Below are 24,838 nucleotides of genomic sequence, written 5' to 3' on the forward strand. Positions count from 1 at the left end.
CGCGGCGTCCGCGCCCGCCACCGTGCGACGAGGGGACGCACCATGCGGGGAGACACGGCAGGCGGTACGAGCGGCGACCCGGAAGCGGCCGGTACGCCGCGGGAAGGGGACGCCGCGCCGACGCAGGAGGATCCGAGGGCCGAACTGGAGCGGCTGCGGGCCGAGGTGGCCGAGCTGCGGGCCCGTACCGGGACGGGGACCGGGACCGGGACGGAGACCGGCAAGCGGCGCCGCGCGCAGCTGTCCGGCCTGCGCCGCGCGCTGGCCGCGGTGCTCGTCGCGCTCGTCGCCGTCTGCACCCTCGCCTCCGTGGTGGGGGTGTGGGGCGCGCGGACGACGCTGAACACGGACCGCTGGGTGGCGACGGTCGGCCCGCTCCCGGCCGACCCCGACGTCAACGCCGCGGTCTCCCGGCGCCTCACGAACCAGCTCTTCGTCTCGCTCGACGTGCGCGAGCGCCTGGAGGACGCGCTGCCGCCGCGCGCGCGGTTCCTCGCCGCGCCCGTCACCGACTCGGTGCGGGACTACATGCGCGCCCGGATCTCGAAGATGCTCAAGAGCGACACGTTCGAGGGCCTGTGGACCGGTGCCAACCGGCTGGCGCACGCCCGCCTCGTCGCCCTGCTGGAGGGGAAGGCCAAGAACGTCCAGGTCAAGGGCAGCACGGTGACCCTGAACCTGCTGCCGATGGCCAACAACGCGATCGCGGCGCTGGAGCCCGAACTGCCGCAGCTCTTCGGCAAGAAGCTGGACCTCCCGACGCTGACCTCAGGCGAACTGCCGCCGGGGCTGCACGAGCGGATCGAGAAGGCGCTGGGCGTCTCGCTGCCCGAGAACTTCGGGCAGATCACCCTCTACGACCGTGACGAACTCCGGCAGCTCCAGCTGGCGGTGCTCGTCTTCAAGCGTGGCCTGGTGGGCCTGGTGATCGGCACGTTCGTGCTGCTGGGCCTCGCGCTGTGGGCCTCCCCGGCCCGCCGCCGCACGCTGCTGCAGCTGGGCCTGTGGCTGGTGGTGTGCGTGACGGTCCTGACGAGCGTGCTGCGGGCCGTACGGGACCAGCTCCTCGGGCAGGTGCCCGAGGGGGTGTACCGGGACGGGCTCCGCGCCGCGATGTGGCACGTGTTCGCGACGCTGCGCGAACGCGGCGACCAGCTGCTCTGGTTCGGCATCGTGCTGGCCGTGCTCGCCTACGTGGTGGGCCCGGGACGGCTGCCGGTCGCGGCGCGCGGCGGCGTCCGGCGCGCGGCACGGGCCACCGGTACGCGCGTGGCCACCGCCGCGCACGGGCTGCCCGCCCGTACGGCGGTACGGGCGTGGACGCGGCGGCACGCCGACGTCCTGCGGATCGCGGGGCTCGCCGTGGCGGCCCTGTGCGCCCTGCTGCTCTCCTCCTGGACCGGGCTGCTGGTGGTCGCCGTGCTGCTCGCCGCCTACGAGATCGCCGTGACGCTGCTGGCGCGCGGCTCACCCGCACAAGGTGAGGTTGCCGAGCCCGCGCCCGGACGACCCTGAACCCGAATCCTGAGCATGGACCGCAGCCCGGAAGGGAGCGCCCTCATGGCCGCCGACAGGAGCACCGCCGTACCCGGACCCACCGCCGACGAGGCGGGACGGTGGCGGATGTGGGGGCCGTATCTGAGCGAGCGGCAGTGGGGCACGGTGCGCGAGGACTACAGCACCACGGGCGACGCCTGGGAGTACTTCCCCCACGACCACGCGCGCTCGCGCGCCTACCGCTGGGGCGAGGACGGGCTGGGCGGCATCTGCGACGAGAAGCAGCGGCTGTGCCTGGCGCTCGCGCTGTGGAACGGGCGGGACCCGATCCTCAAGGAACGCGCCTTCGGCCTCACCAACGGGGAGGGCAACCACGGCGAGGACGTCAAGGAGTACTACTTCTACCTCGACAGCACGCCCAGCCACTCCTACATGCGGTACCTCTACAAGTATCCGCAGGCGGCCTACCCGTACAACGACCTCGTGGCCACCAGCCGCGCGCGGGGGCGGGGCGACTTCGAGTACGAGCTGCTGGACACCGGGGTCTTCGACGACGACCGGTACTTCGACGTCACCGTGGAGTACGCGAAGGCCGGGTACGAGGACGTGCTGATGCGCGTCACCGTGGAGAACCGGGGCCCCGACGAGGCGACCGCGCACGTGCTGCCGACGCTGTGGTTCCGCAACACCTGGTCGTGGGGCGAGCCCACGGTCAGGCCCCGGCTGCACCTGGCGGACGGCTCCCCGGACGCGGCCGTGGTCACGGCCGACCACCCCCTGCTCGGCCGTCACGAGCTGCGTGTGACGGGGCGGCCGAGGGTGCTGTTCACGGAGAACGAGACGGACAACGAGCGGCTCTTCGGCTCCCGCAACGCCTCCCCGTACGTGAAGGACGGCATCGGCCGCCATGTCGTGGACGGGGAGGAGCACGCGGTCAACCCGGCCCAGGAGGGCACCAAGGCGGCGGCGCACTGCGTCCTCGCCGTGCCGCCGGGCAGCTCCGCGACCGTACGGCTGCAACTGGCGCGCCCCGAAGCGCCGTTGCACGACGTGGCGTCCTTCGACGCCGTCTTCCGCGACCGGCGCGCCGACGCGGACGCGTTCTACCGGGGGCTGACGCCGTCCACGGCCGGCGAGGACGAGGCGCGGGTGCTGCGCCAGGCGCTGGCCGGCATGCTCTGGTCCAAGCAGTACTACGGCTTCGACCTGGAGGCGTGGCTCGCCGAGCACGGCCTCGACCCGTGGAGCCCGCCGCCGCGCGACCGCGCCGTGCGCAACCGCGAGTGGTTCCACATGGACGCCGACGACGTCATCTCCATGCCCGACACCTGGGAGTACCCCTGGTTCGCCGCATGGGACCTGGCGTTCCACACGGTCGCGCTCGCGGTGGTGGACCCGGCGTTCGCCAAGGAGCAGCTCGAACTCCTGCTGCGCGCCCCGTATCTGCACCCCAACGGGCAGATCCCCGCGTACGAGTGGAACTTCGGCGACGTCAATCCGCCGGTCCACGCCTGGGCCGCGTACTTCGTCTACAGCCTGGAGGAGCGCCTCACGGGCCAGGGCGACCGGGCCTTCCTGGAGCGGGTCTTCCAGAAGCTGCTGACCAACTTCACCTGGTGGGTCAACCGCAAGGACCCCGACGGGCGCAACGTCTTCCAGGGCGGCTTCCTCGGCCTGGACAACATCGGCGTCTTCGACCGCAGCGCCCCGCTGCCCACCGGCGGCTCCCTGGAGCAGGCCGACGGCACCGCGTGGATGGCGCTGTACTGCCAGACGATGCTGCAGATCGCCGTGGAGCTCACCGAGGTGGACCGCAGCTACGAGGAGCTGGTGCTGAAGTTCACCGAGCACTTCATGTGGATCGCCGCCTCGATGGACCGCGTCGGGGACCTCTCCGACGAGCTGTGGGACGAGCGGGACGGCTTCTTCTACGACGTCCTGCGGCTCCCCGACGGCCGGGCGACCCGGCTGCGGGTCCGCTCGATGGTGGGGCTGCTGCCGCTCTGCGCGGCCACCGTCTTCCGCCCCGGGCAGCTCTCCCACCTGACCGGCCTGCGGGACCGGCTGCGCCGCTTCGCCGACCGGCACCCGTCCCTGGCGGCCACGGTCTCCTCGGCCCAGGCCGGTGCCGAGGGCGGGCCCCGGCTGCTCTCCGTCGTCGACGAGAAGATGCTGCCCCGGGTGCTGGGCTACCTGCTCTCCGAGGACGAGTTCCTCTCCCCGTACGGCATCCGGGCGCTCTCGCGGTACCACGCCGCGCACCCTTACACGTTCGAGGCGGACGGCAGGCAGCTGCGGGTCGGCTATCTGCCCGCCGAGTCGGACTCGGGCATGTTCGGCGGCAACTCCAACTGGCGGGGCCCGGTGTGGTACCCCGTCAACGCGCTGCTCGTACGGGCGCTGCTGAACCTGTACGGCTTCTACGGCGACGGGCTCACCGTCGAGTGCCCCACCGGCTCCGGCAACCGCATGACGCTCTACGAGGTCGCGCGCGAGCTCTCCTCGCGGCTCACCCGGATCTTCCTGCGCGACGGGGACGGCCGCCGACCGGTGTACGGAGGGCTGGAGAAGTTCCAGAACGACCCGCACTGGCGGGACCTGATCTCCTTCCACGAGTACTTCCACGGCGACAACGGCGCGGGGCTCGGCGCCGCCCACCAGACCGGGTGGACGGGGCTGGTGGCCGTCCTGATGACGGTCTTCGGCGACCTGGCACCCGAGGGCTTCGCTCCCCGGACGAGCACGACGGAGGAGGGGACGACGTCATGACCGCTCTCCCGGCACAGCCGGTCGTCCACGAGGTCAACACCCGGGTGTGGCTGCGCGAGGTGACGGAGCAGCCGGGGCGGCCCCCGGCCGGGCTCGGCGACGTGCCCGGCGAGGCGTGGGACGCGCTCGTGCCGCCGGGCGTCGACGCCGTATGGCTCATGGGCGTGTGGGAACGCAGCGCGGAGGGCCGGGCCCTCGCCCTGCGCGACCCGGAGCTGCGGCGCTCGTTCGCGGAGGCGCTGGGCGAGGTGCGCGACGAGGACGTCGCGGGCTCGCCGTACTGCATCCGCCGCTACGAGGTCGACGCGGCGCTCGGCGGCGCCGAGGGGCTGGCCGCCGCGCGGGCGGCGCTCGCCACCCGAGGCGCGGGCCTGATCCTGGACTACGTGCCCAACCATGTCGCGCCGGACAGCCCCTGGGCCCACGAGCACCCGGAGGACTTCGTGCACGGCACGGCGGAGTCGGAGCAGTCGGACCCGGCGGCGTATCTCCGGGTGGGCGGCCACGTCCTCGCCCGGGGCCGTGACCCCTTCTTCCCGCCGTGGCCGGACGTGGTGCAGCTCAACGCGTTCGCCCCGAGCATGCGCCGGGCCACCACGGACCTGCTGATCCGGATCGGCGGGATGTGCGACGGGGTGCGCTGCGACATGGCGATGCTGCTGATGAACGACATCTTCGCCAAGACGTGGGGACAGAGCGCGGGCCCGCCGCCCCGGGAGGACTTCTGGGCCGCCGTCCTGGACGGGGTCCTGCGGCACCACCCGGACATGACGTTCATGGCCGAGGCGTACTGGGACCTCGAATGGCCGCTCCAGCAGCAGGGGTTCGGCTTCTGCTACGACAAGCGGCTCTACGACCGGCTGCTGCACGAGAACGCGGCCTCCGTACGGGCGCACCTCACGGCCGACGAGAGCTACCAGCGGCGCCTCGTACGGTTCCTGGAGAACCACGACGAGCCCCGCGCGGCCGCCGTCCTGCCCGCCGGGAAGGAGCGCGCGGCGGCCGTCGTCATCGCCACCGTGCCCGGTGCGACGCTGTGGCACGAGGGCCAGTTCGCCGGGCGCCGGGTCCGCGTGCCCGTCTTCCTGACCCGCCGCCCGGACGAGAGGCCCGACCCCGCGCTGCACGCCTTCCACGAACGGCTCCTGGCCGCCGTGCACGGCAGCGGCATGCGCACGGGCCGGTGGCGGCTGCTGGAGTGCACGGGCTGGCCCGACAACGCCTCGTACCACGACATCCTCTCCTGGTGCTGGACGGGACCCGCCGGAAGGCACCTCGTCGCCGTCAACCTCTCCCCCCGTCCGGCACAGGCCCGCATCCCCCTGCCCTGGACCGAACTCGCCGCGCGGCACTGCCGACTGACCGACGTGCTGGCCGGCGACTTCCACTGGGACCGCTCCGGCGAGGAACTGACGGGCCCGGGCCTCTACGTCGGCCTGGAGGCGTGGGGCGCCCACGTCCTGGCGGTGGAACCGGGCTAGGCCGTGCCCGGCGGATCATGGTTGCCCTCACCTCAGGGCTGTGCAGGGGCTGCCCCGTGCCCTGCCTTGCAGGCTGCGGCCGTCGTCGTGGCTGAGCGCGCAGTTCCCCGCGCCCCTCAGGCCTCAGGGGCGCGGGGAACTGCGCGACAAGCCAGGAAGCAGCCGCAGCCTGCAACGAACAGCACGGGGCAACCCCTGCCCAGTTGCCACGGCAGAGGGCAACCATCATCCGCGGGCCAGGCGCAGGACGCGGCGCCAGTCCGGGCGGGGACGAGGTGGGGGGACGCCAGGGCGGCGGCGGGGGACGAGGACGCGGAGGGCGCCGGGGCGTGTGGTGCAGCGGACCGGGGTGGGGAGGTGGAGGGCCTCGCCGTCGATGCCGACGGGAACCGAGGGCTGGTCGGCGCGCACGACGACCTCGGTGGCCGTCCCGCCGACGAGGCCCTCCGCGCGCCGCCCGCGCAGCAGCCCCGCGGCCTGCGCGGCGCTCGCCACGGTGACGCCGACGACGCCGAGCACCCCGCCGTCGAGCCGGGGACGCCGCCCGAGACCGGCGATGTCGCCCATGCCGTACGGGTTGTTGCTGATCAGGAGCGCCTGGGGCCCGTCGAGGGTGAGCCCCTCGCCCTCAGCGGTCAGCCGGGCGCCCTGATGGCCCATCAGCACGTCGGGCAGCAGGGCGGCGACGGTGCGCGTCTTGCCCTCGCGGTACGAGTCGCTCTGGACGACCTCGGCGTAGGCGCCGAAGGAGGCGTTGTTGACGAAGACGCGGTCGCCCGCGAAGGCGAGGTCCACGCGGAGTTCGACGCCCTCTCCCCCGCGCAGCGCGTCCAGCGCCTTCGCGGGGTCCTCGCGGTCGAGCCCCAGGTCGAGGGCGAAGTGGTTGCGCGTTCCGGCGGGGATCACGAGGAAGGGGATCCCGTGTTCGGCCGCGACGGCGGCGACCAGCGCCTGGGTGCCGTCCCCGCCCGCCGCTCCCAGCAGGTCGGCGCCGTCGGCGACCGCCGTGCGCGCCAGCTGGGCCACGTCCCGCGTGCCGGGCCCCTCCAGCAGGACCGTACGGGCGCCGAGCTCCTCGGCCCGCTGTACGAGGCCGAACCGGCCGACCTTGCCGTCGCCGGAGCGGGGGTTGAGGAAGAGCACGGGGTGACGGGCCGGGACCACCGCGCGCTCGGGCATCCGCGCCGGCCGGTCGGCGCGTACGAGCGCGGCGCGCCCCGCGCCCACCGCGCCCAGCCACAGCGCGGCGGAGGCGGCGACCACCCAGGCCAGCCGCGCCGAGGTGTAGAGCACCAGCACGCACACCGGGGCCGCGACGGCCAGGAGCAGGGCGAGGATCCGCGGGACGCCGCGGCGGGTGAGCGCCCACCACGCCGCGGCGAGGAACACCGCGAGCCCCGCCGCGCCGACGGCCAGCAGCGCGAGCGTACGCAGGCCCGCGAAGACGAGCAGCACGGCGACCGCCGCCACCGCCGCCGCCAGCGCGGCGCGCGCGAACCACCGCTCCGGGGGGTGCGGTTGACCGTCCATGGGGCGCCTCCTCATTCCTCGCCCGATTCCGGCGCGGGGGTCCAGCGCGCGCCCGTCTCCTCGCGGAACGCGGCGATCGCGGCTTCCACCGTGGGGAAGAAGTGCCGCGGGTCGATCGTGCGCGTCAGCTCGTAGCGCTCGATCTTGCGCCGCACCGGGTCCTTCAGCTCGGCGAACACCAGGCTGATCCCCCGCCCGTTGAGCTCGACGTCCAGCTCCTCCAGGGCGTCGGACGCGGTCGTGTCGACGTCCGTCACGGGCTCGGCGGCGATGAGGATCCAGGCGGGGGGCGGGGTGCCCCGGGCGAGCCGTTCGACCTCGGTGCGGAACGTGTTGACGTTGGCGAAGAACAGCGGCGCGTCGAACCGGTAGATCACCAGCCCCGGCAGCCGCTGCGCGTGCGGATACGAGCGGATGTCGTGGTAGCCCTCCAGCCCCTCCACCCGGCCGAGTACCGTCTGATACGGCCACCACGACCGCCGGAAGACGTTGAGGATGGAGAGCCCGACGGCGATGGCGATGCCCGGCAGCACCCCGAGCAGCGCGACGCCCAGGAACGCGGTCAGGGAGAGCAGGAACTCGGCCTTGCGCTGCCGCCACAGCCGCCGCGAACCGGGCAGGTCAGCGAGGGAGAGCGAGGCCGTGATGACCACCGCGGCGAGCGCGGGCTGCGGCAGGTCGCGGAAGAGGCCGGGCAGCAGCACGATCATGAGGATGATCAGGGCCGCGCCGACCACCCCGGTGAGCTGGCTGCGGGCGCCGGAGCGCTCCGCGACGGCGGTGCGCGAGCCGCTGGTGCTGACGGGGAAGCCCTGGAAGAGGCCTGCCGCGAGGTTGGCCGCGCCGATCCCGGCCATCTCCTGGTTGCCCTGGACCTTCTGTCCGCCGCGCGCGGCGAACGCCGTCGCCGTGGAGATCGTGTCGGCGACGGAGACGAGCGCGATGCCCAGCGCTCCCGCGAACAGCACGCCCAGGTCGTCGAGTCCGACGTCGGGGAAGGTCAGCGGCGGGAAGCCCTTCGGGAGCGTCCCCACCGTCTCGACGCCGTGGTCCCGCAGCCCGAGCAGGGACGTGGCGCCGATCGCCAGCACCACCATCACGATCACGGCGGGGATCTTCGGCAGCCACCGCTGCAGCACGAGGACGAGCGCGGTCCCCGTGATCCCCACGGCCGCCGCGGCGGCGACCGCGTCGCCGTCGGCCAGGCCGTCGAGGAACCCGGCGGCCTCGGCGATCAGCCCGTCGGCGTCCACGGAGAACCCGAAGAGCTTCGGCAGCTGCCCGATCAGGATGGTCAGGGCCAGCCCGTTCATGTAGCCGATCATCGTCGGCTTGGAGATCAGGTCGGCGACGAAGCCGAGCTTCGCCACCGACGCGAGCGCCATCACGCCGCCGACCATCAGGGCCAGCATCGAGGCCAGCGCGACGGCCCGTTCGGGGTCCCCGTCGGCGGCGACCAGCGGCACGATGGTCGCCGCGATCATCGGGCCGAGGGAGGAGTCGGGGCCGAGCACCAGGATGCGGGACGGCCCGAACACGGCGTAGCCGAGGAGGCAGGTGATCGACGTGTAGAGCCCGGTGATCGGCGGCAGCCCGGCCAGCTCCGCGTACGCCATGCCCTGCGGCACCAGCAGCGTGGTGAGGACGACCCCGGCCACCAGGTCCTTGACGAGCCACTCGCGCCGGTAGGAGGTCACGGCCCGCGCGCCGGGCAGCACTTCCAGCATGGGCACCGCCCTCCAGCGTCGGGCCGAACGCCTGGTGCGGCATTCTCCCGCCGCGCCCCCGGGAGCCGCCTCACCCGTGCCGGGGGAGGCGGCCCGTACCGGGGAGGCGGCTCAGTGCTTCAGCGCCACCTTGACCGCCACGATGACCAGCCCGAGGCACAGGTGCACCGTCCCTTCCACGGCGATCCGCGGCCGGGACGCGCCGACGCGCGCGGCGCTCACGGACGCCCACACGATCTGCTGGCCCACCGCCGTGACCAGCGCCAGCCAGGCGCCGCCCCGCGCGGACATGCCGAGCAGCGGGCTGAGCGCCACGGCCACGGAGGGCAGCACGGCGGCCTCGACGACGGGCCACTCCCGTACGGCGACGAGCCGCGTCTCGTGCCGGCTCCAGCCCCGTCCGGCGGGCCGCTCGCCCGCGAGGCGCGTGTAGACGTGCGCGATCCAGAACACCAGGCCGGTGACGAGGAGCAGCACGATGAGCCGGAGCCTGGGGAGTTCGCCCGCGGTCTCCGCGCTGGCCACGACCGAGGCCGCGAGCAGCGAGCCGTAGACGGCACCGGCGCAGTCGTTGCCCCAGCGCTCCGCCTCCGGCCGCGGTCCTGTCTCCGAGGTTGTCGAGTCGTCCACGCCGTCTCCTTCCCCGCACCCCCGATTCCCGCGCGGACGGCCCCGTTCGGGAATCGCCTGCCAGGGGTGATACGGAGCCCGGCGGCATCGGCGAGCCTGAGCTCACCGGACGGATCGGAGGTCTGCCATGGACGACTATCCCCTGCTCGACGTGTTCTGGAGCATGCTGATCTTCTTCCTGTGGGTCGCGTGGATCGTCGTGCTCTTCCACGTCGTCGTGGACATCTTCCGCAACGAGGAGCTGGGCGGCTGGGGGAAGGCGGGCTGGCTCCTGCTCGTCCTCGTGGTGCCGCTGATCGGCGTGCTGATCTACCTGATCTCGCAGGGCTCGCGGATGGCCCGGCGCAGCACGCAGCTCCGGGGAGCCGGGCTGGCGCTGGACCCGGCCGAAAGCCCCTCGGGCAACGGCACGCGGGACCTCGAACGGCTCTCGGCGCTGCACCGCTCGGGCTCCCTCACCGACGCGGAGTTCGTCCAGGCCAAGCACCAGATCCTGCCCATGTGACCCCACTCGGGCAGCCGGACACGGGAGGCGAGCGCATGGACGAGCAGTCGCCCGCCGGCCAGCGACGGGTACTCGCCGCACTCGCTCTCGCGCAGTTCATCTGCAGCTTCGCCGGCTCCAACATGAACGTGATGATCAACGACATCAGCGAGGACCTGGACACCACCGTCCAGGGCGTGCAGGTGGCGATCACCGTCTTCCTGCTGGTGATGGCGGCGCTGATGATCCCCGGCGGGAAGCTGACCGACCGATACGGCCGCAAGCGCTGCTTCGTGGCCGGACTCACCGTCTACGGGATCGGCGCCCTGGTGAGCGCCGCGTCGCCGGGGCTCGGCGTGCTGATCCTCGGCAACTCGGTCCTGGAGGGCATCGGCACAGCGCTGCTCATCCCGCCCGTGTACATCCTCGTCACGCTCCTCCACCCCGATGTGGCCTCCCGCGCCCGTGCGTTCGGGGTCGTCATGGCCCTGGGCGGCATCGGGGCCGCGGCGGGCCCGCTGATCGGCGGGCTCATCACGGCGGGGCTCGGCTGGCGCGCGGCCTTCGTGTTCCAGGCCCTGGTGATCGCGCTGATCATCCTGCTGGGCCGCCGGATCGAGGATCCGCTGCCGCCGGAGCCGGACACGCCGTTCGACACCGCCGGTGCCGTCCTGTCCGCCGCCGGGCTCCTCCTCGTCGTCATGGGCATCCTGGCCGCGGACGACAACGGCTGGCTCATGGCGGGCCTGCTCGCCGCCGGGGCGCTGGTGCTCTGGTGGTTCTTCCGCTCCGTCCGCGCCAAGGAGGCGTCCGGCACGGAGCCGTTGCTCTCCCTCGGCCTGTTCCGCAGCCGGGTCTCGAACCTCGGGCTGATCACCCAGAACGTGCAGTGGCTGCTGCTCATGGGGACCTCGTTCACGGTGGCCGCTTACCTCCAGGTCGTACGGGAGTACGACGCGGTGCGGACGGGCGTGATCTTCACCTCGGCCACCCTCGGGCTGCTCGCCACCTCGCTGCTCTCCGGGCGCTTCGCCAGGCGGCGCGCCCAGCGGACGCTGATCGTGACCGGCTTCGTCGTCTCGATCCTCGGCATCGCCGTACTGATCGCCCTGGTCGCGAGCTACTCCACCGCGTGGGCCTTCGTGCCGGGACTGCTGCTGATCGGGCTCGGGCTGGGCATCATGCTGACCCCGTCGGTCAACGTCGTGCAGTCGAGCTTCGAGGAGGAGCAGCAGGGCGAGATCTCCGGGCTCTCCCGCAGCGTGTCGAACCTCGGCTCGTCCTTCGGCACGGCGATCGCCGGGACCATCCTCGTCTCCGGACTCAGCAAGGGCGCGTACGCGACCGCGATGGCCGCCCTGGCGGTCATCGGGCTCGGGGGGCTCGTCGCCGCGGCGCTCCTCCCCCGGGAATCAGCGGGGGTGACGGCACCGCGTACCGACGCCGTGTCATGAACCGCCGCGTCATGAACGGCCGTGCCCGTTGGCGTGCCCGTTGGCCAGTGCCAGCGCCAGCGTGGGGGCGGGAGGGAGAACCTCCGCGAAGCGCGTCTGCCGGAGCAGCCACAGCATGCGCGGGTGCGGGCAGACGAGACGCGTGACGCCGCCCTGTGCCGTGACGCGCCGGTGCGCCCGCGCGATCAGCCGCACCCCCGAGCAGTCCAGGAACTCCGCCGGGGTGAGGTCCAGCACGATGCGGGGGGCCGGAATAGCGGTCAGCCGGTCCACATACGGGGACACGATGATTTCCGCCGCGATATCGAGTTCCCCGTGCAGCTCGACGACGAGAAATCCGGAGAACCGGAAGGTGCTGACATAGGGGTTCAGTTCCAGGGTTTCGTACTCCATGGCATGCGGTCTCCGCTGCACGAACCGCCGATCGCGGCAGAAAGTTGAACAGGGTCACGCTGGCCGGGGTCCAGGGCCAAGTGCTATCCGGAATCACGCGTGGGGGCGGGCCTGCGTCCTGGCCCGGCGGGGGAAAGAGGCTATTCCCCGACGTTCGCCCCCCGTACCCGTTCCTGCTCACCATTCCGGTTTTCCTCACGGAACTATCACAACGGAACAGATAATTGCATTTCAGCGGCCTGGTACGGCCGTGTCAGCGGCCTGCAAGCCCGTCCTGCCACCGTCGTGACGTGAGGAGAGATACCCATAGCGGCCCAATGGGGGCCGGGCCCGTCCCGGTCCGGGGCTACCGCCTCGCGCAGGTTCGAATCCTGCTCTCTCCGCTCGGCACGAAGGGAATGCGAGGGGATGCGGGGGAATGACGAACTGGGCGTACAGCGGTGTGATCGTGGCCAACGAGCACGCGGGCGGGGCGACCCCGTCGCCGGCCGATCGGGTCGCCGCCGTCTGCGGCACGCTGCTGGACGAGGTGAGCGTCGTCCGTACCGCGCACGCGGGGCACGCGCGCGTCCTCGCGGCCAAGGCCTCCAGGGACGGCCGGGACGTCGTCGTCGCGGTCGGCGGTGACGGTACGGCGAGCGAGGTGGCCGCCGGTCTGCACGAGGCCGCTACGGGCGCCGGGCGCGGACCGTGCTTCCTGCCGCTGCCCGCCGGGACCGGCAACTCCTTCTACCGGGAGGTCTGGCAGGACGCTCCCTGGCAGGAGGCGCTGGCCCGGAGCCTGGGCACGGCGGAGCCCCGCGTACGCCGTCTCGACCTGGCCCGCCTCGAACCGACCGGCGCGACCGTGCTCCTGGGCGCCTGCTCCGGGCTGGTCGCCGAGGCCCTGGTGACCGCCGCGGCCCTCACCGGGATCGCGGGCCGGGCCCGTTACGAGGAAGCGGTGGCGGCCACGCTCCGCCGGTTCGCACCCCACCCGGCCCGGATCACGGTCGACGGAGAGGTGGTCCACGAGGGCGGTGTCGTGCTGGCCAACGTCGGCGGCGGGCGGTACCGGGGCGGCGGCTTCCTGCTGCTCCCCCGCTCGGTCCTGGACGACGGCCTGCTGGACGTCTGCGTGGTCTCGGACCGACTGGAAGCGCGCGAGCTCCCCGGACTCACCCGGGACGGCCGCCACCTGGAGCGGCCCGGCGTGCTCTACCGGCGCGGGCGCCGCGTCGAGATCGAGCGCACCGACGGGGAGGACCTCGTCTTCGAACGGGACGGCGAGGTGCAGCGCCCGGCGCGGCGGCGCTACGCCGTCGAGGTCCTGCCGGGCGTGCTCCCCACGCTCGCCCCACCACCGGACCGGACGAACCGTACGAGGGGACAGGCATGAGCGGCACGGAGAACTGGTCGTTCCCCATGCGTGGACGGAACACGTTCACCTGGGAGTACGGCACGGAGCGCGAGCGCCTTCTGAGCCTCTATCAGAAGGGCAAGGACAAGCAGTGGGACAGCGGGAAGCGCATCGACTGGTCCCTGGAGGTCGATCCCTACGACGTGCTGGGCACGCCGGAGACCTCGCTCGGCCTCTACGGCTCCCGGCAGTACGCGCGCCTCGACGCGAAGGCCAGGAACGAGCTGCGGCAGCACATGGCCGCCTGGGAGTTCAGCCAGTTCCTGCACGGTGAGCAGGGGGCCATGATCTGCTCGGCGCGGATCGTCGAATCGGTGCCCGACATCGACGCCAAGTTCTACGCCGCCACGCAGGTCATGGACGAGGCCCGGCACACGGAGCTGTTCTCCCGCTTCGTGCACGAGAAGATCGAGCTGGCCTATCCCATCAGCCCGCACCTCAAGGCCCTGCTGGGCGAGGCGCTGAACGACTCGCGCTGGGACATGCCGTACCTGGGGATGCAGGTCCTCATCGAGGGGCTGGCGCTCGCCGCGTTCGGGATCCTGCGCGACAGGACGACCAAGCCGCTCCCCAAACAGATCCTCTCGTACGTCATGCAGGACGAGGCCCGGCACGTCGCCTTCGGGCGGCTCGCGCTCCGCGACTACTACCGGGAGCTGACCCGCCGGGAGATCGCCGACCGCGAGGAGTTCATCGTCGAGGGCTGCTACCTGATGCGGGACCGGCTGCGGATGCAGGAGGTCTGGGAGACGCTCGGCTTCGACATGAAGGAGTGCATGGAGTACATGAACCGGGCGCCCCGCATGCGGGCGTTCCGCTCCCGCCTCTTCACCCGGATCGTCCCCTGCGTGAAGGACATCGGGCTGTGGGGCGAGAAGGTGCGCCAGGCGTACGCGGCCATGGGCGTACTCGACATGGCGGGCAGTGATCTGCTCAAGCTCATGGCCGACGACGAGGCCCAGGCCGAGGCGCTGGACGCCGAACGGCGCGAGCTGGAGGAGCGGCAGCGCGAGGTGCACGACGCCATCGCGGCGGCGGACGACGGCCGTCCGGACACCGGCCCGGACACCGCGTAGGAACCGTAGGAACCGGGCAGCCCTCCACCCCCTCACCCGCGCGTGAGGACGAGCACGGCGTTCTGGCCGCCAAAGCCGAAGGAGTTGCTGACGGCCACCTCGACGCGCGTCCGGCGGCTCGCCTTGGCGACGACGTCGAGGCCGATCGAGGGGTCCGGGGAGTCGAGGTTCGCGGTCGGCGGGACGACTCCCCGTTCCAGGGTCAGCGCGGTGGCCGCCGCCTCGATGGCCCCGGCGGCGCCGAGCGCGTGGCCGGTGACCCCCTTCACGGACGTCACGGCCGGGCGCTCGCCGAGGACCCTGCGGATCAGCCTGCCCTCCATCGCGTCGTTCAGCGGCGTGGAGGTGCCGTGCGCGTTCACGTGGTCGACGTCCGACGGGAGGGCGCCGGCGTCCGCCAGCGCGGCGCGCAGGGCGAGTTCCGCCCCCGTGCCCTCGGGGTCGGGGGCCGTGGCGTTGTGGGCGTCGGCGGACGCGCCGTAGCCGCTGATCCGCGCCCGTACGCGGGCCCCGCGCGCCCGCGCGCCCTCCGGCCGCTCCAGGACGAGCACCGCCGCGCCCTCCGCGGGGACGAAGCCGTCCCGGCCCGCGTCGAACGGCCGGGAGGCGGCCATCGGTTCGTCGCGCCGCCGGGAGAGCGCGCCCATCTGGTGGAAGCCGGAGATGATCGAGGGGATGAGGCACGCCTCGGTGCCGCCGGTGAGGACGACGTCGCAGCTGCCGTTGCGCAGCATCTCGCGCGCGACGCCGATCGCGGTGGTCCCGGAGGCGCAGGCGGTCGCCGTCACGAAGTTGGGTCCACGGGCGCCGTACTCCATGGCGAGATACCCGGCGCTCATGTTCACCGCGAGCATCGGGATCAGCAGCGCGGAGACCTTCTCGGCGCCCCGCTCGCGCAGGATCTGGTGCTGCTTCTCCCAGGTGGCGGCGCCCCCGATCCCGCTGCCGAGCACCACGCCCACCCGGGCGCCGTCCCACGTCCCGGGGTCGAGCCCGGCGTCGGCCAGGGCCTCGGCGGCGGCCGCGAGGGCCAGCTGACTGCTGCGGTCCAGCCGCCACGCCTTGCGGCGGCCCACCGCCTCCGCCGGGTCGAAGCCGGGTATCCAGCAGCCGAAGTCGGCCGGTACGCCCGCGAGGGCGGGCACAGGACCGGCCGCCGTCCCCTCGGCGGCGAGCAGACTCGCCCAGGTCGGCGCGGTGCCCACTCCCCCGGCGGTGACCATGCCGAGGCCGGTGACGGCGGCGTGGAAGGGGGCGTGGATGGGGGCGTTCGGCGTCCTCATGAGGACGTTGCCGTCACGAGTTTGGTGTCGACGACCTCGGCAGCCTCGGCCATGGTGTGGTGCGGGTTCAGGTCGTCGTCCGAGAGCGAGATGCCGAACTCCTCCTGCGTGGCCAGCGTCAGCTCCACCAGCGCGAGCGAGTCCAGCTCCATGTCGGTGAACGTGTCCTCCGGGCCGACCTCGTGGGCCTCGACGCCGAAGCCCTGGGACAGCAGGTTCACCAGACGGTCGTAGGTACTGCTCATGTGTCGCACTCCTCAGATCGGTAGTCGTTCATGGGCGCTCAGAGCGGGGTGACGGCGGGCCAGCGGAGCGCGCACGCCCCCCAGGTCAGTCCGCCGCCGAAGGCCGTGAGCACGGTGCGGTGCCCCGGCAGCAGCTCGCCGGTCCCGGCGGCGTGCGCCAGCGCGAGCGGGACCGAGGCCGCGGCGGTGTTGCCGACCGCGTCCAGGTGCACGGGGAAGCGCGACCGCGGGAGGCGCATGCGGTCCGCCGTGGCGTGCAGGATCCGCAGGTTGGCCTGGTGCGCGACGATCCGGTCGATGCCCCGGGCACTCCATCCCGCGCGGCGGGCCACCTCCGTGGCCGCGTCCGCCATCCGTTCGACGGCGGCGCGGAAGACGGTCCTGCCCGCCATACGGAAGTACGGGTCGGCCTCCCCCGCCGTCACCGCCCGTACCGGAGCGCGGGACCCGCCCGAGCGCACGGTGATCAGGTCCTCCCCCGTCCCGTCGCTGCCGAGCAGCAGCGGCCCGAGCGCGCCCGGTTCCGTAGAGTCGCCCGCGCGCAGCACGACCGCGCCCGCGCCGTCCCCGAAGATGGCCCGCGTGGAGCGGTCCGCCGGGTCGAGGATGCCGCTGAAGGTGTCCGCGCCGATCACGAGCACGCTGTCCGCGCACTCCGCCGCCAGCAGCCCGCTCCCGGCGGCCAGGGCGTACAGGAACCCCGTGCAGACGGCCCCCACGTCGAAGGCGGGGACGGTGCCGAGGCCCAGCTCGGCGGCGACGGCGGGTGCCGTGGCGGGGCACGGTCTGTCGGGCGTCGTGGTGGCCAGCACCACGGCGTCCACGTCCGGCACCCCGGCCGACTTCAGCGCCCGCAGGCCCGCCTCCACCGCCAGCCCTGAGGTGGCCGTACCGGGTTCGGCGACGTGACGGCGGCGGATCCCCGTGCGGCTGGTGATCCACGCGTCGGTGGTGTCGAGCTCCCGGGACAGTTCCTCGTTGGTGACGACGCGCGGCGGGAGCCAGGAGCCGAGTCCGGCCAGTACGGCCGCGCGGGGGCTCATCCTCCGCCCCCTGCCACGGCCGCCCCGGCACCGGCCGCCTCGCGGCTGACCTCGCCGAGATATCCGGAGACGTCGAGGTACGAGCGGAGCAGCCGCTCCTCGGCGTAGGGGCAGCCGTGGCGCAGCAGGTACTCCTTGACCGCGGGCTGTGCGCGGCGCAGGTTGCGGCGCGGCATGGAGGGGAAGAGGTGGTGCTCGATCTGGTAGTTGAGGCCGCCGAAGAAGAAGTCCGTGACCCGGTTGGGGGCCAGGTTGCGGGAGGTGACGACCTGCCGGGTGAGCCAGTCCAGCTCCTCCGTCGCGCCGTCGCGGACCGGCAGGCCCTTGTGGTTCGGGGCGAAGAGGATGCCCATGTAGAAGCCGAACAGCGCCTGGTGGACGACGAGGAAGGCGACCGCCACGCCCGGGGAGAGCAGCGTGAAGACGACCGTCAGATACGCGGCCAGATGCAGCGTCAGCAGGCCGAGGTCCAGCGCGGCGTGCCGCTTCAGCGCCCCCTTGCGCGCCGCCACATAGCCCGAGGCGTGCAGCCGCAGCCCCTCCATGAGGATCAGCACGTAGAACATCCACGCCTGGTGGCGCACGATGAACCGCGCGGCGCGGCCGTCGCCCTTCTTGTGCCGGTCCCCCGCGTCGAAGATCACCTGGCGGCGCAGGATGTCCGGGTCGCGGGAGAGGTGGTTGGGGTGGTTGTGGTGCTTGGTGTGGTGCCCGACCCACCAGCCGAAGCTCACCCCGGTCAGCAGGTTGCCGTGCGTGTAGCCGATGATCTCGGTCGCGCGCCGGGTCCGGTAGATCTGCCGGTGCCCCGCGTCGTGGCCGATGAGGTCGGTCTGCCCGAAGCAGACGGCGAGGCAGGCCGCGACGGCCAGCTGCCACCAGCTGTCGCCGACCAGCACGAACGCGCTCCATCCCCCGGCCAGCAGCACGAGGTTGGACGCGATCTTGAACGAGTAGTAGACGGGCTGCGCGTCCAGCCAGCCCGCCGTCCGCACCAGCTCGGTGACCTCCCGCAGCTCGGCACTCCCGACGGTCTCAGCAGTCGTAGCGGTCTCGGTGGTCTCTCCGGAACTCATGTCGCCTCCTCCAGGCCCATGTGACGAAGGCGGGTCCGCTGCATCCGCCGGGCCCACTCGTGGCCGGTCTCCAGCCGCTCCTCCGGCGTGGTGTCCACCAGGCGGCGCCCGGGCCACACCTCGTAGTCGCCGAGCAGCCGCCTGTGCGCCTCGACGCCCTCCTGGAAGAGCCGCTCCCGGCGCAGGAGCTGCTCCGTCGTCGGGAGCTTCTCCCACAGCGCGTAGCCCTCCCGCATCAGCTCCAGCAGCCGCGGCTTGTCCTCCGGGTGGTCGAGCAGGTGCGCGCGCACGACCGAGCTGCCGACGGTCAGATGCCGGATCTCGTCGATCCCCGCGCCGCGCTCGATGTCGGCCGCCGCCGGGTCGAAGACCCGCCACTTGCGTTCGCTGAGCTCCGCCGCCGGGGCGAGGACCCCCTCGACCAGCACGGTCAGCACCAGCACGCCGCCGATGAAGTCGCGCTCCTCGCGCAGGACGCGCAGCCCCAGCGTCTCCAGCGGCTCCAGGATCCGTTCCCGGTCCTCGGCCGCCAGCGCGTCGACCGTCGCGGCGAGCCGGTCCTCGGCCACGCCGAGCCGCAGCAGGTGGCGCCGGAAGACCATGCTGTGCCGGGCCTCGTCGAGGAGCTGGGTGGCGTAGAACTCCATGGTCCCGACGTCCGGCGCCAGGGCCACCAGGTGGCCGAGCGCCCGGGTGGCCTTCTCCTCGGCCACCGAGCGGTACGCCAGCTCCTGCGTGAGCGCGCTGTTGAGCGGCCCGGGACGGGAGACGGCGTCCGTCGGCCGTACGTCGTCCGCGTGGCCGAGGACGTTCCCGCGCAGGGTGCCGTGGGGCACGGCGCCCAGCCAGTAGCGCAGGTCGCAGTCGGCCGCCGTCAGGGTCAGGTGCGAGGCTCCGTCCAGGAGCGAGGGCGCCTGCTCCCAGTCCGCTTCGGCCGGGGTGCCGGGTGACGGTGACGGTGACGGTGACGGTGACGCCATCATGATTCCCTTTCCGCTCGGTGGTTCATGGGGCCCGGGTGCAACGCGTCGGCGAAGCTCAGCAGCGGAGGACGGTCGGTGTGCGCCGCGCCGACGACGTGGGCGACGACCAGCTCGTGGTCCCCGAGGGCGACGGTCCGCTCGGTGCGGCACGTCAGCCAGGCGGCGGCTCCGCTCAGCCGGGGCAGGCCCTCGGCACCGTCCGCGTCGTCCCCGGCGAGCCAGGCCGTCGGCGGGAGCTGTGTGAGCCCGCGCGGCCGGGTGCGGCGGGCGAAGTGGCGGGCCAGCGCCTCCTGTCCGGCGGAGAGCCCGTTGGCCACGAACACCTGGGCGTCCAGGAGCGCCCGTAACCCCCGGCTGCCGGAACGGAGCGCCACGCACGCGAGCGGTGGGGCGCCCGTGACGACGGTGAACGTACTCACCGTGACGCCCTCGGTCTCCTCGCCCTGGCCGCTCGTCAGCACCGTCACGCCCGTCACGAAGTGACGCATGACCGCGACGAGGCCGGTGTCGGGGTGCGGTGAACGGGTCGCGGCGGACGTCATGTCAGCTCGGCCTCGTAGTCGGCGCGGAAGCGGTCGTACGCCGGGTGCCGCACGGGCTCGAACCGCACCCCGAAGGGCTTGAGGTAGTTGCCGAACAGCGCCCTGTCGCCGAAGAGATGGATCGGCAGCGCGAGCAGCGCCCACTCGAAGCCCCACAGCCAGATCCACGCGAGCGCCAGGAGGCCCTGGGTGACCAGGGAGTGCATGACGTTGTAGAGCAGGTAGTAGATCCGGGGCAGTTCGCCGCCGTGCCGCCGGTACCGGACGGCGCCGGGGAGATAGCCGACGAGGTCGATGTAGACGAACAGCACGACGGCCGGGACCCAGCGCACGTCCGGCAGGTGGGCGAAGAAGAGCACGAGGGCGACGAGCAGGCCGAGCCCGTACTCGGCGCGGACGAGGGCCGCCGTCACGGGGGTCATGAACAGGTTCCTGGTGTCCATCAGGCCACCGCCGCCGCGACCGCCCGGGCCAGCGCGTCGTCGCCGACGACGGTGCCGGAGGCGAAGAGGCAGAGCACGACGCGGGCGATGGTCTCCTTCATGACGCGCTCGGCGACGGGTTCGAGGATGCCCGCGAGGCTGGGGATGCCGAAGTCGAACGCGGCGCGGAAGAGGACCCGCGCGCTCTCCCCCGGCTCCCCGGACGCGGAGACGTGCCATGTGCCGGTGAACTCCTCGAAGTCCCCGTCGAGCTGGGCGAAGGAGATGGTGAGGGCCTGCCGGTCGAAGTGGTCCGACTCGGTCCAGCGCAGGATGCCGTTCCGGAAGTACACCTCCCAGTCGCTGGTCTCCTCCCCGTCGTCGATCGCGTGGACGGAGACGGAGCGCACCACGGGCACCAGCTCCGGGTACCGGGCGAACTGCCTCACCCGTTCGTACACCGCGTCCGGGGGGACGCCGGTGAGTCCGATGGTCACCTCGACGCTACGCATGGATCGTGCCGCTTTCTCTCGTCGGTGCGGGGCGGGCATGGGGGACATGGCGGGCGGCCTGGGCGCGGCAGGCGCGGTCGAAGGCCTCGTAGAGGAACGCGGTCTCGGCCGGGGTCAGCACGGCGGGCGGGGTGAGGCGCAGCACCAGGTGCGAGTTGAGGGAGTGGTTCGCCACCACCCCGTTGTCGACGAGTTCGACGAGCAGGTCCCCGGCGGGCCCGGGGACGGTGAACTCGACGCCGATGAGCAGCCCTTTGCCGCGCACCTCGCGCACCAGGCCGCCGAAGTGCCGCCGTGCGATGCGGGAGATCTCCCTCAGCAGTTCGCGGCCCAGGTCCTGGGCGCGCCGGACGAGGTCCCCCTCCTCGACGGCGGCCAGCGCCCCCTGGACGGCGGCCATGGCGAGCGGGGTCGCGGAGAACGTGGACGTGTGGATGTACGGGTCCTTGTCGAAGGCGCTGAAGACCTCGGCCGAGGCGAGCACGGCGGAGACCGGCAGCACGCCGCCGCCCAGCCCCTTCCCCGCCAGCAGCATGTCCGGGGTCACCCGCTCCTCGACCGCGCCCCACCAGTGGCCGAGCCGCCCCAGCCCGGTCTGGATCTCGTCCAGCACGAGCAGCGCGCCGTGCTCCCGGCACAGCTCCCGCACCGCGCGCAGATAGCCGACGGGCGGGATGACGACCCCGGCCTCGCCCTGCACGGGTTCGAGGACGACGCAGGCGCGGCCCGGCATCGTGGCGAGCAGCGCCCCCAGCGCCTCCGCGTCGCCGTAGGGGACGTGGTGGGTGCCGGGCAGCAGCGGCCGGAACGGCTCCTGGAAGACGGCCTTGCCGGTGAGGCTCAGCGCCCCCATCGTCTTCCCGTGGTAGCCGCCGTGCGCGGCCACGAGCTGGTCCCTGCCGCGCGTACGGGCCAGCTTGACGGCCGCCTCGACGGCCTCCGCGCCGGAGCACGCGAAGTGCACGCGTTCCAGGCCCGGCGGGGCCGTACGGAGCAGCGCGTCGGCGGCGAGCGCGGCCTGGGGCTCCAGGAAGAGGCGGGTGGCGACGGGGTGCCGGCGGAGCTGCTCGGTGACGTACCGGACGACGGTGGGGTGCCGGGCGCCCATCAGGAAGACGCCGTACCCGCCGCAGTTCAGGAAGCGGCAGCCGGTGGCCGTGGTGACCCAGGCGCCCTCCGAACCGGTCTCCTGGTGGCCGCCGAAGAGTTCGCCGAGCGTCGCCCGTCCCTTGCTCAGCCGGGTGCGGTAGAGCCTGCCGATGTCTTCACGGGCGAGTCCTTCGCCGGGGTCGGTCATCGTCGCGACGCCCTCCTCAGGCCAGCCGCAGCGGGTGGCCCGCCGCGTGATCCAGGAGCGGCCGGGCGCAGCTCGTACGGGAGGGCGGGTGGAAGGAGAGGCCGTGCGAGGCGGCGGCGAGACGGGCGATGTCGTCGGAGCCGATGAACGCCATGCCGCCGAGCAGCTCCACGGCCTGCCCGACCGCGTCCCGGACCGCGTCCTGGGCGCCGTAGCGGGCCACCAGGGCGCGGGCGAGGCCGTCGTTGCCCACGGCGCCGTCGCGGATCATGCGGGCTGTGCCCTCGGTGAGCAGGTGCGCGGTCTCCAGCCGTGTGAGCAGGGCGGCCCGTTCGGAGTCGCTGCCCCGGTCCGCCGCGAGGACGCGCTCGACGAGGGCGCTCGCGATGCCCACGTACGAGGCCGTGATCAGCAGCTCGAACCAGATGAGGCCGACGGTCTGCAGCTCGTCCAGCTCGCCCTGGTCCCCCAGTTCGGTGCGCATGAGCTGCTGCTCGTCGACGTGCACCGCGGTCAGCCGGACCTCGTCGCTCTCGGCCCCGGCCAGGGCCGAGCTCGACCAGAAGGGGTGGACGGTCAGCCCCTCGGCGTCCTTGGGGACGAGGACGACGGCCATGTCGTGGGTGCCGTCCGGGTTGGGCAGGGCGACGCTCGCCGTGAGCAGGTCCATGGAGCGCGAGAGGCTGCAGGGCTTCTTGGCGCCGGTGATCAGGAAGCCCTTCTCCGCGGGCCGGGCCTCGACGGTGGGGCTGAGGATGCCGCGCCCGGGCCGCCCCTCGGCGAAGCCGGAGGCGACCAGCAGCCGCTGCTCGACGATGCCCTCCAGCAGCGCCCACTCCACGCCCGCGCTCTGCAGGCTGTCGGCGAGCGAGAAGAGGGTGGCGACGGAGAAGTGGTGCATCGTGGTGGCCACGGCGAGCGAGGGGCTCGCGGCGGCCAGGGCCCGGGTGACGGCGGTGGCCTCCACCGGGTCGGCGCCACTTCCCCCGTACGTCTTGGGGATCACCAGTCCCGGGCCGCCGTGGCGGCGGAAGAGCTCGACGGCCGGGCTCCCCGGCCGTTCCAGCTCGGCCGGGGGCACGGCGGCCAGGCTCTCCAGCAGGCCGGGCAGATGGGCCTCGCAGACCCGGCGGGCCGCGTTCAGCGCGCGCATGGCTTCTCCTCGGTGCTCCGCTGGGGGTTCCGCTCGATGTTCCGTCCGGTGTTCCGCTCGTACGGCGTGAGCCGCCGCCAGGCGCCGAAGACGGCCTCCTTGGGGCGGGAACCGGTGCTGATGCTCACGCCCTGCATGTGCGTGGTCCGCAGGATCGGGTAGTTGGCCTCGCCGAACACCCCGCCGGTCAGGCCCGTACCGCCGTGCGTGGGGAGGTAGGGCAGGAAGCCGATGTGGGAGTCGTTGACCTTGAGCAGTCCGCCGCTGGCCACGCGGGCGAGGAACGCGTCGACCGTCTTCCCGTCCCTGGCCCACAGCGAGTTCCGCAGCCCGTACCGGTTGGTGTTCACGAAGTCCACGAAGCTGTCGAGCAGTTCGCCGTCCGGGGTGTCCGGTGCGGCGACGACGAGGGGCAGCAGCGGGAAGAACGTCTCGTGCCGTACGGCCTCGATCTCCCGTGCCCCGTCGAGGCCGCGCACGAGGACCACTGTCGGCTCCAGGAAGATCCCGTGCGGGTCGCGGGTCTCGTCGAGCCGCATGGCGTGCCCGCCGCAGACCACCTCGGCGCCCTTGTCCCGCGCGTCCTGGAGGCAGGCGAAGAACTTCTCGGAGCGCAGCACCGGCGTCAGCAGGACGTCGTCCTCCCACGGGTGGCCGGGCCGGACGTGGCCGATCTGCCGTACGAGGCGCTCGACCAGCCCCTCGGCGGCCTCCGGGTGGACCAGCACCAGGTTGGGGATCATGCACAGCTGGCCGGAGCCGTAGAAGCTCTCGGTCAGCGCCTCGGCCGCCAGGTCGAGATCGGCGTCCTTCCAGACGGTGACGATGTCGTTCCCGGCCAGCTCCAGGATCGGCTTCTTGCCCGCGGCGACGCAGCGGGCCTCGAACCGGGCGCCGTTCTCGCTGCTGCCGAAGTAGATGATGTCGTCCACGGCCGGGTGCTCCAGCCAGGCGGAGAGCAGGGGCGCCGGGTCGCCGCAGACGGCGTTCAGGGTCCCGGGCGGCGCGCCCACCTCGGCCAGCACGGGGCCGACGATCTCCTGCATCACGTACATGACGCCGAGCGGGGCGCTGCGCGGGGCGCGGACCACGAGGGCGTTGCCGCCCATCACGGCGGTCACGCCGAGCAGCGCGCTGGACAGGGGCGCGTTCTGCGGCGGGTTGAGACACACCACGCCGTCCGGCCTGCGGCGGACCTGGAGCCGCCGCTCGCCCCGGTGGAACTCCTGCAGCATCTGCGAGCGGTAGAAGCCGAGCGACTCGCTCCCGAAGCAGTCGAGCATCCCCGACACCTGCCAGCGGGCGAGGGCCAGCGGATGGCCCTCCGCGACGAGGAGCGCCGCGATGTCCTCGGCGTGCTCCTCCAGCCGCCGGCGGAGCAGCGTGCCGACCTCGTCGAGCCGGGTCTCCAGCGGGAAGGCGCCCCACTCCGGCGCGGCGCGGGCGGCCGCTTCGACCGCCCGTTCCACCGTCGCGCGGTCGGCCTTGGCGACGCGGCCCACCACGGTCCCGGGGCAGTCGGCGGGCGACAGCCGCCCCTGCTCCAGCTTCCGCTTCAGGGTGAGGCTCGCGAAGACGTCGTCGAGGAGGGAGCTGGAGTCGAGCACGTAGACCCACTCCTCGGCGGGTACGGTCCGGCCGTCCACGTAGGAGGAGTAGCCGGGCAGCGGCGTCCCGTTCCGGCCGACGCCCGGGTGCCGCTGCGTGATCCTGGGGAACTCCTGCGTACGGTCCACTCCCGCTCCTTCGGTGCGGAGAATCCGGGGCGGCGGTCCGGCCGCCCGTCTCCACCGACTCTCACAAGCACCGCTGAGAAGGGGCTGAGACGCCGCTGACATCCGC

Annotated in this window: 22 protein-coding genes and 1 tRNA gene; 8 read left to right on the plus strand and 15 right to left on the minus strand. The window is 73.0% G+C overall.

Annotation, left to right across the window (positions count from 1 at the left end; genetic code table 11):
- The first annotated feature begins 42 nt into the window (after positions 1–42).
- Genes ACGF3A_RS27720 through ACGF3A_RS27730 form a run of 3 tightly spaced genes read left to right on the plus strand, consistent with a single transcriptional unit; the run spans position 43 to position 5,747 of the window.
- Positions 43–1,515 carry a hypothetical protein gene (locus tag ACGF3A_RS27720; protein ID WP_393733055.1) on the plus strand — a complete coding sequence of 491 codons (1,473 nt, stop codon included), beginning with the start codon at positions 43–45 and terminating at the stop codon, positions 1,513–1,515.
- 45 nt (positions 1,516–1,560) lie between these two features.
- The gene (locus ACGF3A_RS27725; protein WP_393733056.1) at positions 1,561–4,266 is read left to right on the plus strand and encodes a glucosidase; all 2,706 of its coding nucleotides are present in this window, start codon (positions 1,561–1,563) and stop codon (positions 4,264–4,266) included.
- On the plus strand, positions 4,263–5,747 hold the full coding sequence (locus tag ACGF3A_RS27730; RefSeq protein ID WP_393733057.1) for an alpha-amylase: 1,485 nt from the start codon (positions 4,263–4,265) through the stop codon (positions 5,745–5,747). The genes ACGF3A_RS27725 and ACGF3A_RS27730 overlap by 4 nt, the downstream gene beginning before the upstream one ends.
- Positions 5,748–5,972: 225 nt before the next feature.
- Here ACGF3A_RS27730 and ACGF3A_RS27735 read toward each other — a convergent pair whose 3' ends face one another.
- From ACGF3A_RS27735 to ACGF3A_RS27745, 3 genes are all read right to left on the minus strand, one after another.
- Positions 5,973–7,277 carry a diacylglycerol/lipid kinase family protein gene (locus tag ACGF3A_RS27735; protein ID WP_393733058.1) on the minus strand — a complete coding sequence of 435 codons (1,305 nt, stop codon included), beginning with the start codon at positions 7,275–7,277 and terminating at the stop codon, positions 5,973–5,975.
- An 11-nt stretch (positions 7,278–7,288) separates the two neighbouring features.
- Positions 7,289–9,004 carry a SulP family inorganic anion transporter gene (locus tag ACGF3A_RS27740; RefSeq protein WP_393733393.1) on the minus strand — a complete coding sequence of 572 codons (1,716 nt, stop codon included), beginning with the start codon at positions 9,002–9,004 and terminating at the stop codon, positions 7,289–7,291.
- Positions 9,005–9,115: 111 nt separating this feature from the next.
- Positions 9,116–9,634 (minus strand): hypothetical protein, encoded by a 519-nt coding sequence (locus ACGF3A_RS27745; RefSeq protein ID WP_393733059.1) that lies wholly within the window; start codon positions 9,632–9,634, stop codon positions 9,116–9,118.
- A 127-nt stretch (positions 9,635–9,761) separates the two neighbouring features.
- Here ACGF3A_RS27745 and ACGF3A_RS27750 point away from each other — a divergent pair, with 127 nt between their 5' ends.
- Both ACGF3A_RS27750 and ACGF3A_RS27755 read left to right on the plus strand, forming a co-directional pair.
- Positions 9,762–10,139 (plus strand): PLDc N-terminal domain-containing protein, encoded by a 378-nt coding sequence (locus tag ACGF3A_RS27750; RefSeq protein WP_393733060.1) that lies wholly within the window; start codon positions 9,762–9,764, stop codon positions 10,137–10,139.
- Positions 10,140–10,174: 35 nt separating this feature from the next.
- The gene (locus ACGF3A_RS27755; RefSeq protein WP_393733394.1) at positions 10,175–11,572 is read left to right on the plus strand and encodes an MFS transporter; all 1,398 of its coding nucleotides are present in this window, start codon (positions 10,175–10,177) and stop codon (positions 11,570–11,572) included.
- A gap of 9 nt (positions 11,573–11,581) precedes the next feature.
- Here the strand turns inward: ACGF3A_RS27755 and ACGF3A_RS27760 are convergent, their stop codons facing one another.
- Complete coding sequence (locus tag ACGF3A_RS27760) at positions 11,582–11,965, minus strand: anti-sigma factor antagonist (RefSeq protein ID WP_393733061.1); 384 nt, start codon at positions 11,963–11,965, stop codon at positions 11,582–11,584.
- 294 nt (positions 11,966–12,259) lie between these two features.
- Here ACGF3A_RS27760 and ACGF3A_RS27765 point away from each other — a divergent pair.
- From ACGF3A_RS27765 to ACGF3A_RS27775, 3 genes are all read left to right on the plus strand, one after another.
- Positions 12,260–12,348 (plus strand) — tRNA-Arg (locus ACGF3A_RS27765).
- Positions 12,349–12,383: 35 nt separating this feature from the next.
- A complete protein-coding gene (locus ACGF3A_RS27770; RefSeq protein WP_393733062.1) occupies positions 12,384–13,343 on the plus strand; it encodes a diacylglycerol/lipid kinase family protein in 960 nt (319 codons plus the stop codon).
- Positions 13,340–14,440: a ferritin-like domain-containing protein gene (locus ACGF3A_RS27775; protein ID WP_393733063.1), complete on the plus strand. Its 1,101-nt coding sequence runs from the start codon at positions 13,340–13,342 to the stop codon at positions 14,438–14,440. The genes ACGF3A_RS27770 and ACGF3A_RS27775 overlap by 4 nt, the downstream gene beginning before the upstream one ends.
- Positions 14,441–14,472: 32 nt before the next feature.
- On the opposite strand, the gene ACGF3A_RS27780 is transcribed toward ACGF3A_RS27775, so the two are convergent.
- The 11 genes from ACGF3A_RS27780 to ACGF3A_RS27830 are packed head-to-tail and all read right to left on the minus strand — an operon-like array spanning position 14,473 to position 24,642.
- On the minus strand, positions 14,473–15,723 hold the full coding sequence (locus ACGF3A_RS27780) for a beta-ketoacyl-[acyl-carrier-protein] synthase family protein (RefSeq protein ID WP_393733064.1): 1,251 nt from the start codon (positions 15,721–15,723) through the stop codon (positions 14,473–14,475).
- Entirely contained in the window at positions 15,720–15,968 is a 249-nt protein-coding gene (locus tag ACGF3A_RS27785) for an acyl carrier protein (RefSeq protein WP_393733065.1), read from the minus strand. Before ACGF3A_RS27785 ends, ACGF3A_RS27780 begins: the two co-directional genes overlap by 4 nt.
- A 38-nt stretch (positions 15,969–16,006) precedes the next feature.
- Positions 16,007–17,011: a beta-ketoacyl-ACP synthase III gene (locus tag ACGF3A_RS27790; RefSeq protein ID WP_393733066.1), complete on the minus strand. Its 1,005-nt coding sequence runs from the start codon at positions 17,009–17,011 to the stop codon at positions 16,007–16,009.
- Positions 17,008–18,087 (minus strand): fatty acid desaturase family protein, encoded by a 1,080-nt coding sequence (locus tag ACGF3A_RS27795; protein ID WP_393733067.1) that lies wholly within the window; start codon positions 18,085–18,087, stop codon positions 17,008–17,010. Before ACGF3A_RS27795 ends, ACGF3A_RS27790 begins: the two co-directional genes overlap by 4 nt.
- Positions 18,084–19,067 (minus strand): VlmB-like protein, encoded by a 984-nt coding sequence (locus ACGF3A_RS27800; protein WP_393733068.1) that lies wholly within the window; start codon positions 19,065–19,067, stop codon positions 18,084–18,086. Before ACGF3A_RS27800 ends, ACGF3A_RS27795 begins: the two co-directional genes overlap by 4 nt.
- A complete protein-coding gene (locus ACGF3A_RS27805; protein ID WP_393733069.1) occupies positions 19,067–19,612 on the minus strand; it encodes a flavin reductase family protein in 546 nt (181 codons plus the stop codon). The genes ACGF3A_RS27800 and ACGF3A_RS27805 overlap by 1 nt, the downstream gene beginning before the upstream one ends.
- Positions 19,609–20,055 (minus strand): hypothetical protein, encoded by a 447-nt coding sequence (locus ACGF3A_RS27810; protein WP_393733070.1) that lies wholly within the window; start codon positions 20,053–20,055, stop codon positions 19,609–19,611. The genes ACGF3A_RS27805 and ACGF3A_RS27810 overlap by 4 nt, the downstream gene beginning before the upstream one ends.
- Positions 20,055–20,546, minus strand: coding sequence for a type II toxin-antitoxin system RatA family toxin (locus ACGF3A_RS27815; protein WP_393733071.1), 492 nt, complete (start codon positions 20,544–20,546; stop codon positions 20,055–20,057). The genes ACGF3A_RS27810 and ACGF3A_RS27815 overlap by 1 nt, the downstream gene beginning before the upstream one ends.
- Positions 20,539–21,843 (minus strand): aspartate aminotransferase family protein, encoded by a 1,305-nt coding sequence (locus ACGF3A_RS27820; RefSeq protein ID WP_393733072.1) that lies wholly within the window; start codon positions 21,841–21,843, stop codon positions 20,539–20,541. Before ACGF3A_RS27820 ends, ACGF3A_RS27815 begins: the two co-directional genes overlap by 8 nt.
- A 16-nt stretch (positions 21,844–21,859) precedes the next feature.
- Positions 21,860–22,996, minus strand: a complete 1,137-nt coding sequence (locus ACGF3A_RS27825; RefSeq protein WP_393733073.1) for an acyl-CoA dehydrogenase family protein — start codon at positions 22,994–22,996, stop codon at positions 21,860–21,862.
- The gene (locus ACGF3A_RS27830; RefSeq protein WP_393733395.1) at positions 22,984–24,642 is read right to left on the minus strand and encodes an aldehyde dehydrogenase family protein; all 1,659 of its coding nucleotides are present in this window, start codon (positions 24,640–24,642) and stop codon (positions 22,984–22,986) included. The genes ACGF3A_RS27825 and ACGF3A_RS27830 overlap by 13 nt, the downstream gene beginning before the upstream one ends.
- Positions 24,643–24,838 lie beyond the last annotated feature (196 nt).

This window comes from Streptomyces sp. NPDC048172, from assembly GCF_043202595.1.
Lineage (GTDB): Bacteria > Actinomycetota > Actinomycetes > Streptomycetales > Streptomycetaceae > Streptomyces.

Bases quoted from the DNA above. Each gene is read 5' to 3' on its own strand.
- ACGF3A_RS27815 (WP_393733071.1), bottom strand. From the start codon at position 20,546: ATGCGTAGCGTCGAGGTGACCATCGGACTCACCGGCGTCCCCCCGGAC.
- ACGF3A_RS27790 (WP_393733066.1), bottom strand. From the start codon at position 17,011: ATGAGCCCCCGCGCGGCCGTACTGGCCGGACTCGGCTCCTGGCTCCCG.
- ACGF3A_RS27775 (WP_393733063.1), top strand. From the start codon at position 13,340: ATGAGCGGCACGGAGAACTGGTCGTTCCCCATGCGTGGACGGAACACG.
- ACGF3A_RS27740 (WP_393733393.1), bottom strand. From the start codon at position 9,004: ATGCTGGAAGTGCTGCCCGGCGCGCGGGCCGTGACCTCCTACCGGCGC.
- ACGF3A_RS27770 (WP_393733062.1), top strand. From the start codon at position 12,384: ATGACGAACTGGGCGTACAGCGGTGTGATCGTGGCCAACGAGCACGCG.
- ACGF3A_RS27735 (WP_393733058.1), bottom strand. From the start codon at position 7,277: ATGGACGGTCAACCGCACCCCCCGGAGCGGTGGTTCGCGCGCGCCGCG.
- ACGF3A_RS27805 (WP_393733069.1), bottom strand. From the start codon at position 19,612: ATGACGTCCGCCGCGACCCGTTCACCGCACCCCGACACCGGCCTCGTC.
- ACGF3A_RS27750 (WP_393733060.1), top strand. From the start codon at position 9,762: ATGGACGACTATCCCCTGCTCGACGTGTTCTGGAGCATGCTGATCTTC.
- ACGF3A_RS27785 (WP_393733065.1), bottom strand. From the start codon at position 15,968: ATGAGCAGTACCTACGACCGTCTGGTGAACCTGCTGTCCCAGGGCTTC.
- ACGF3A_RS27800 (WP_393733068.1), bottom strand. From the start codon at position 19,067: ATGGCGTCACCGTCACCGTCACCGTCACCGTCACCCGGCACCCCGGCC.
- ACGF3A_RS27755 (WP_393733394.1), top strand. From the start codon at position 10,175: ATGGACGAGCAGTCGCCCGCCGGCCAGCGACGGGTACTCGCCGCACTC.
- ACGF3A_RS27720 (WP_393733055.1), top strand. From the start codon at position 43: ATGCGGGGAGACACGGCAGGCGGTACGAGCGGCGACCCGGAAGCGGCC.
- ACGF3A_RS27760 (WP_393733061.1), bottom strand. From the start codon at position 11,965: ATGGAGTACGAAACCCTGGAACTGAACCCCTATGTCAGCACCTTCCGG.
- ACGF3A_RS27810 (WP_393733070.1), bottom strand. From the start codon at position 20,055: ATGGACACCAGGAACCTGTTCATGACCCCCGTGACGGCGGCCCTCGTC.
- ACGF3A_RS27730 (WP_393733057.1), top strand. From the start codon at position 4,263: ATGACCGCTCTCCCGGCACAGCCGGTCGTCCACGAGGTCAACACCCGG.
- ACGF3A_RS27725 (WP_393733056.1), top strand. From the start codon at position 1,561: ATGGCCGCCGACAGGAGCACCGCCGTACCCGGACCCACCGCCGACGAG.
- ACGF3A_RS27780 (WP_393733064.1), bottom strand. From the start codon at position 15,723: ATGAGGACGCCGAACGCCCCCATCCACGCCCCCTTCCACGCCGCCGTC.
- ACGF3A_RS27820 (WP_393733072.1), bottom strand. From the start codon at position 21,843: ATGACCGACCCCGGCGAAGGACTCGCCCGTGAAGACATCGGCAGGCTC.
- ACGF3A_RS27795 (WP_393733067.1), bottom strand. From the start codon at position 18,087: ATGAGTTCCGGAGAGACCACCGAGACCGCTACGACTGCTGAGACCGTC.
- ACGF3A_RS27825 (WP_393733073.1), bottom strand. From the start codon at position 22,996: ATGCGCGCGCTGAACGCGGCCCGCCGGGTCTGCGAGGCCCATCTGCCC.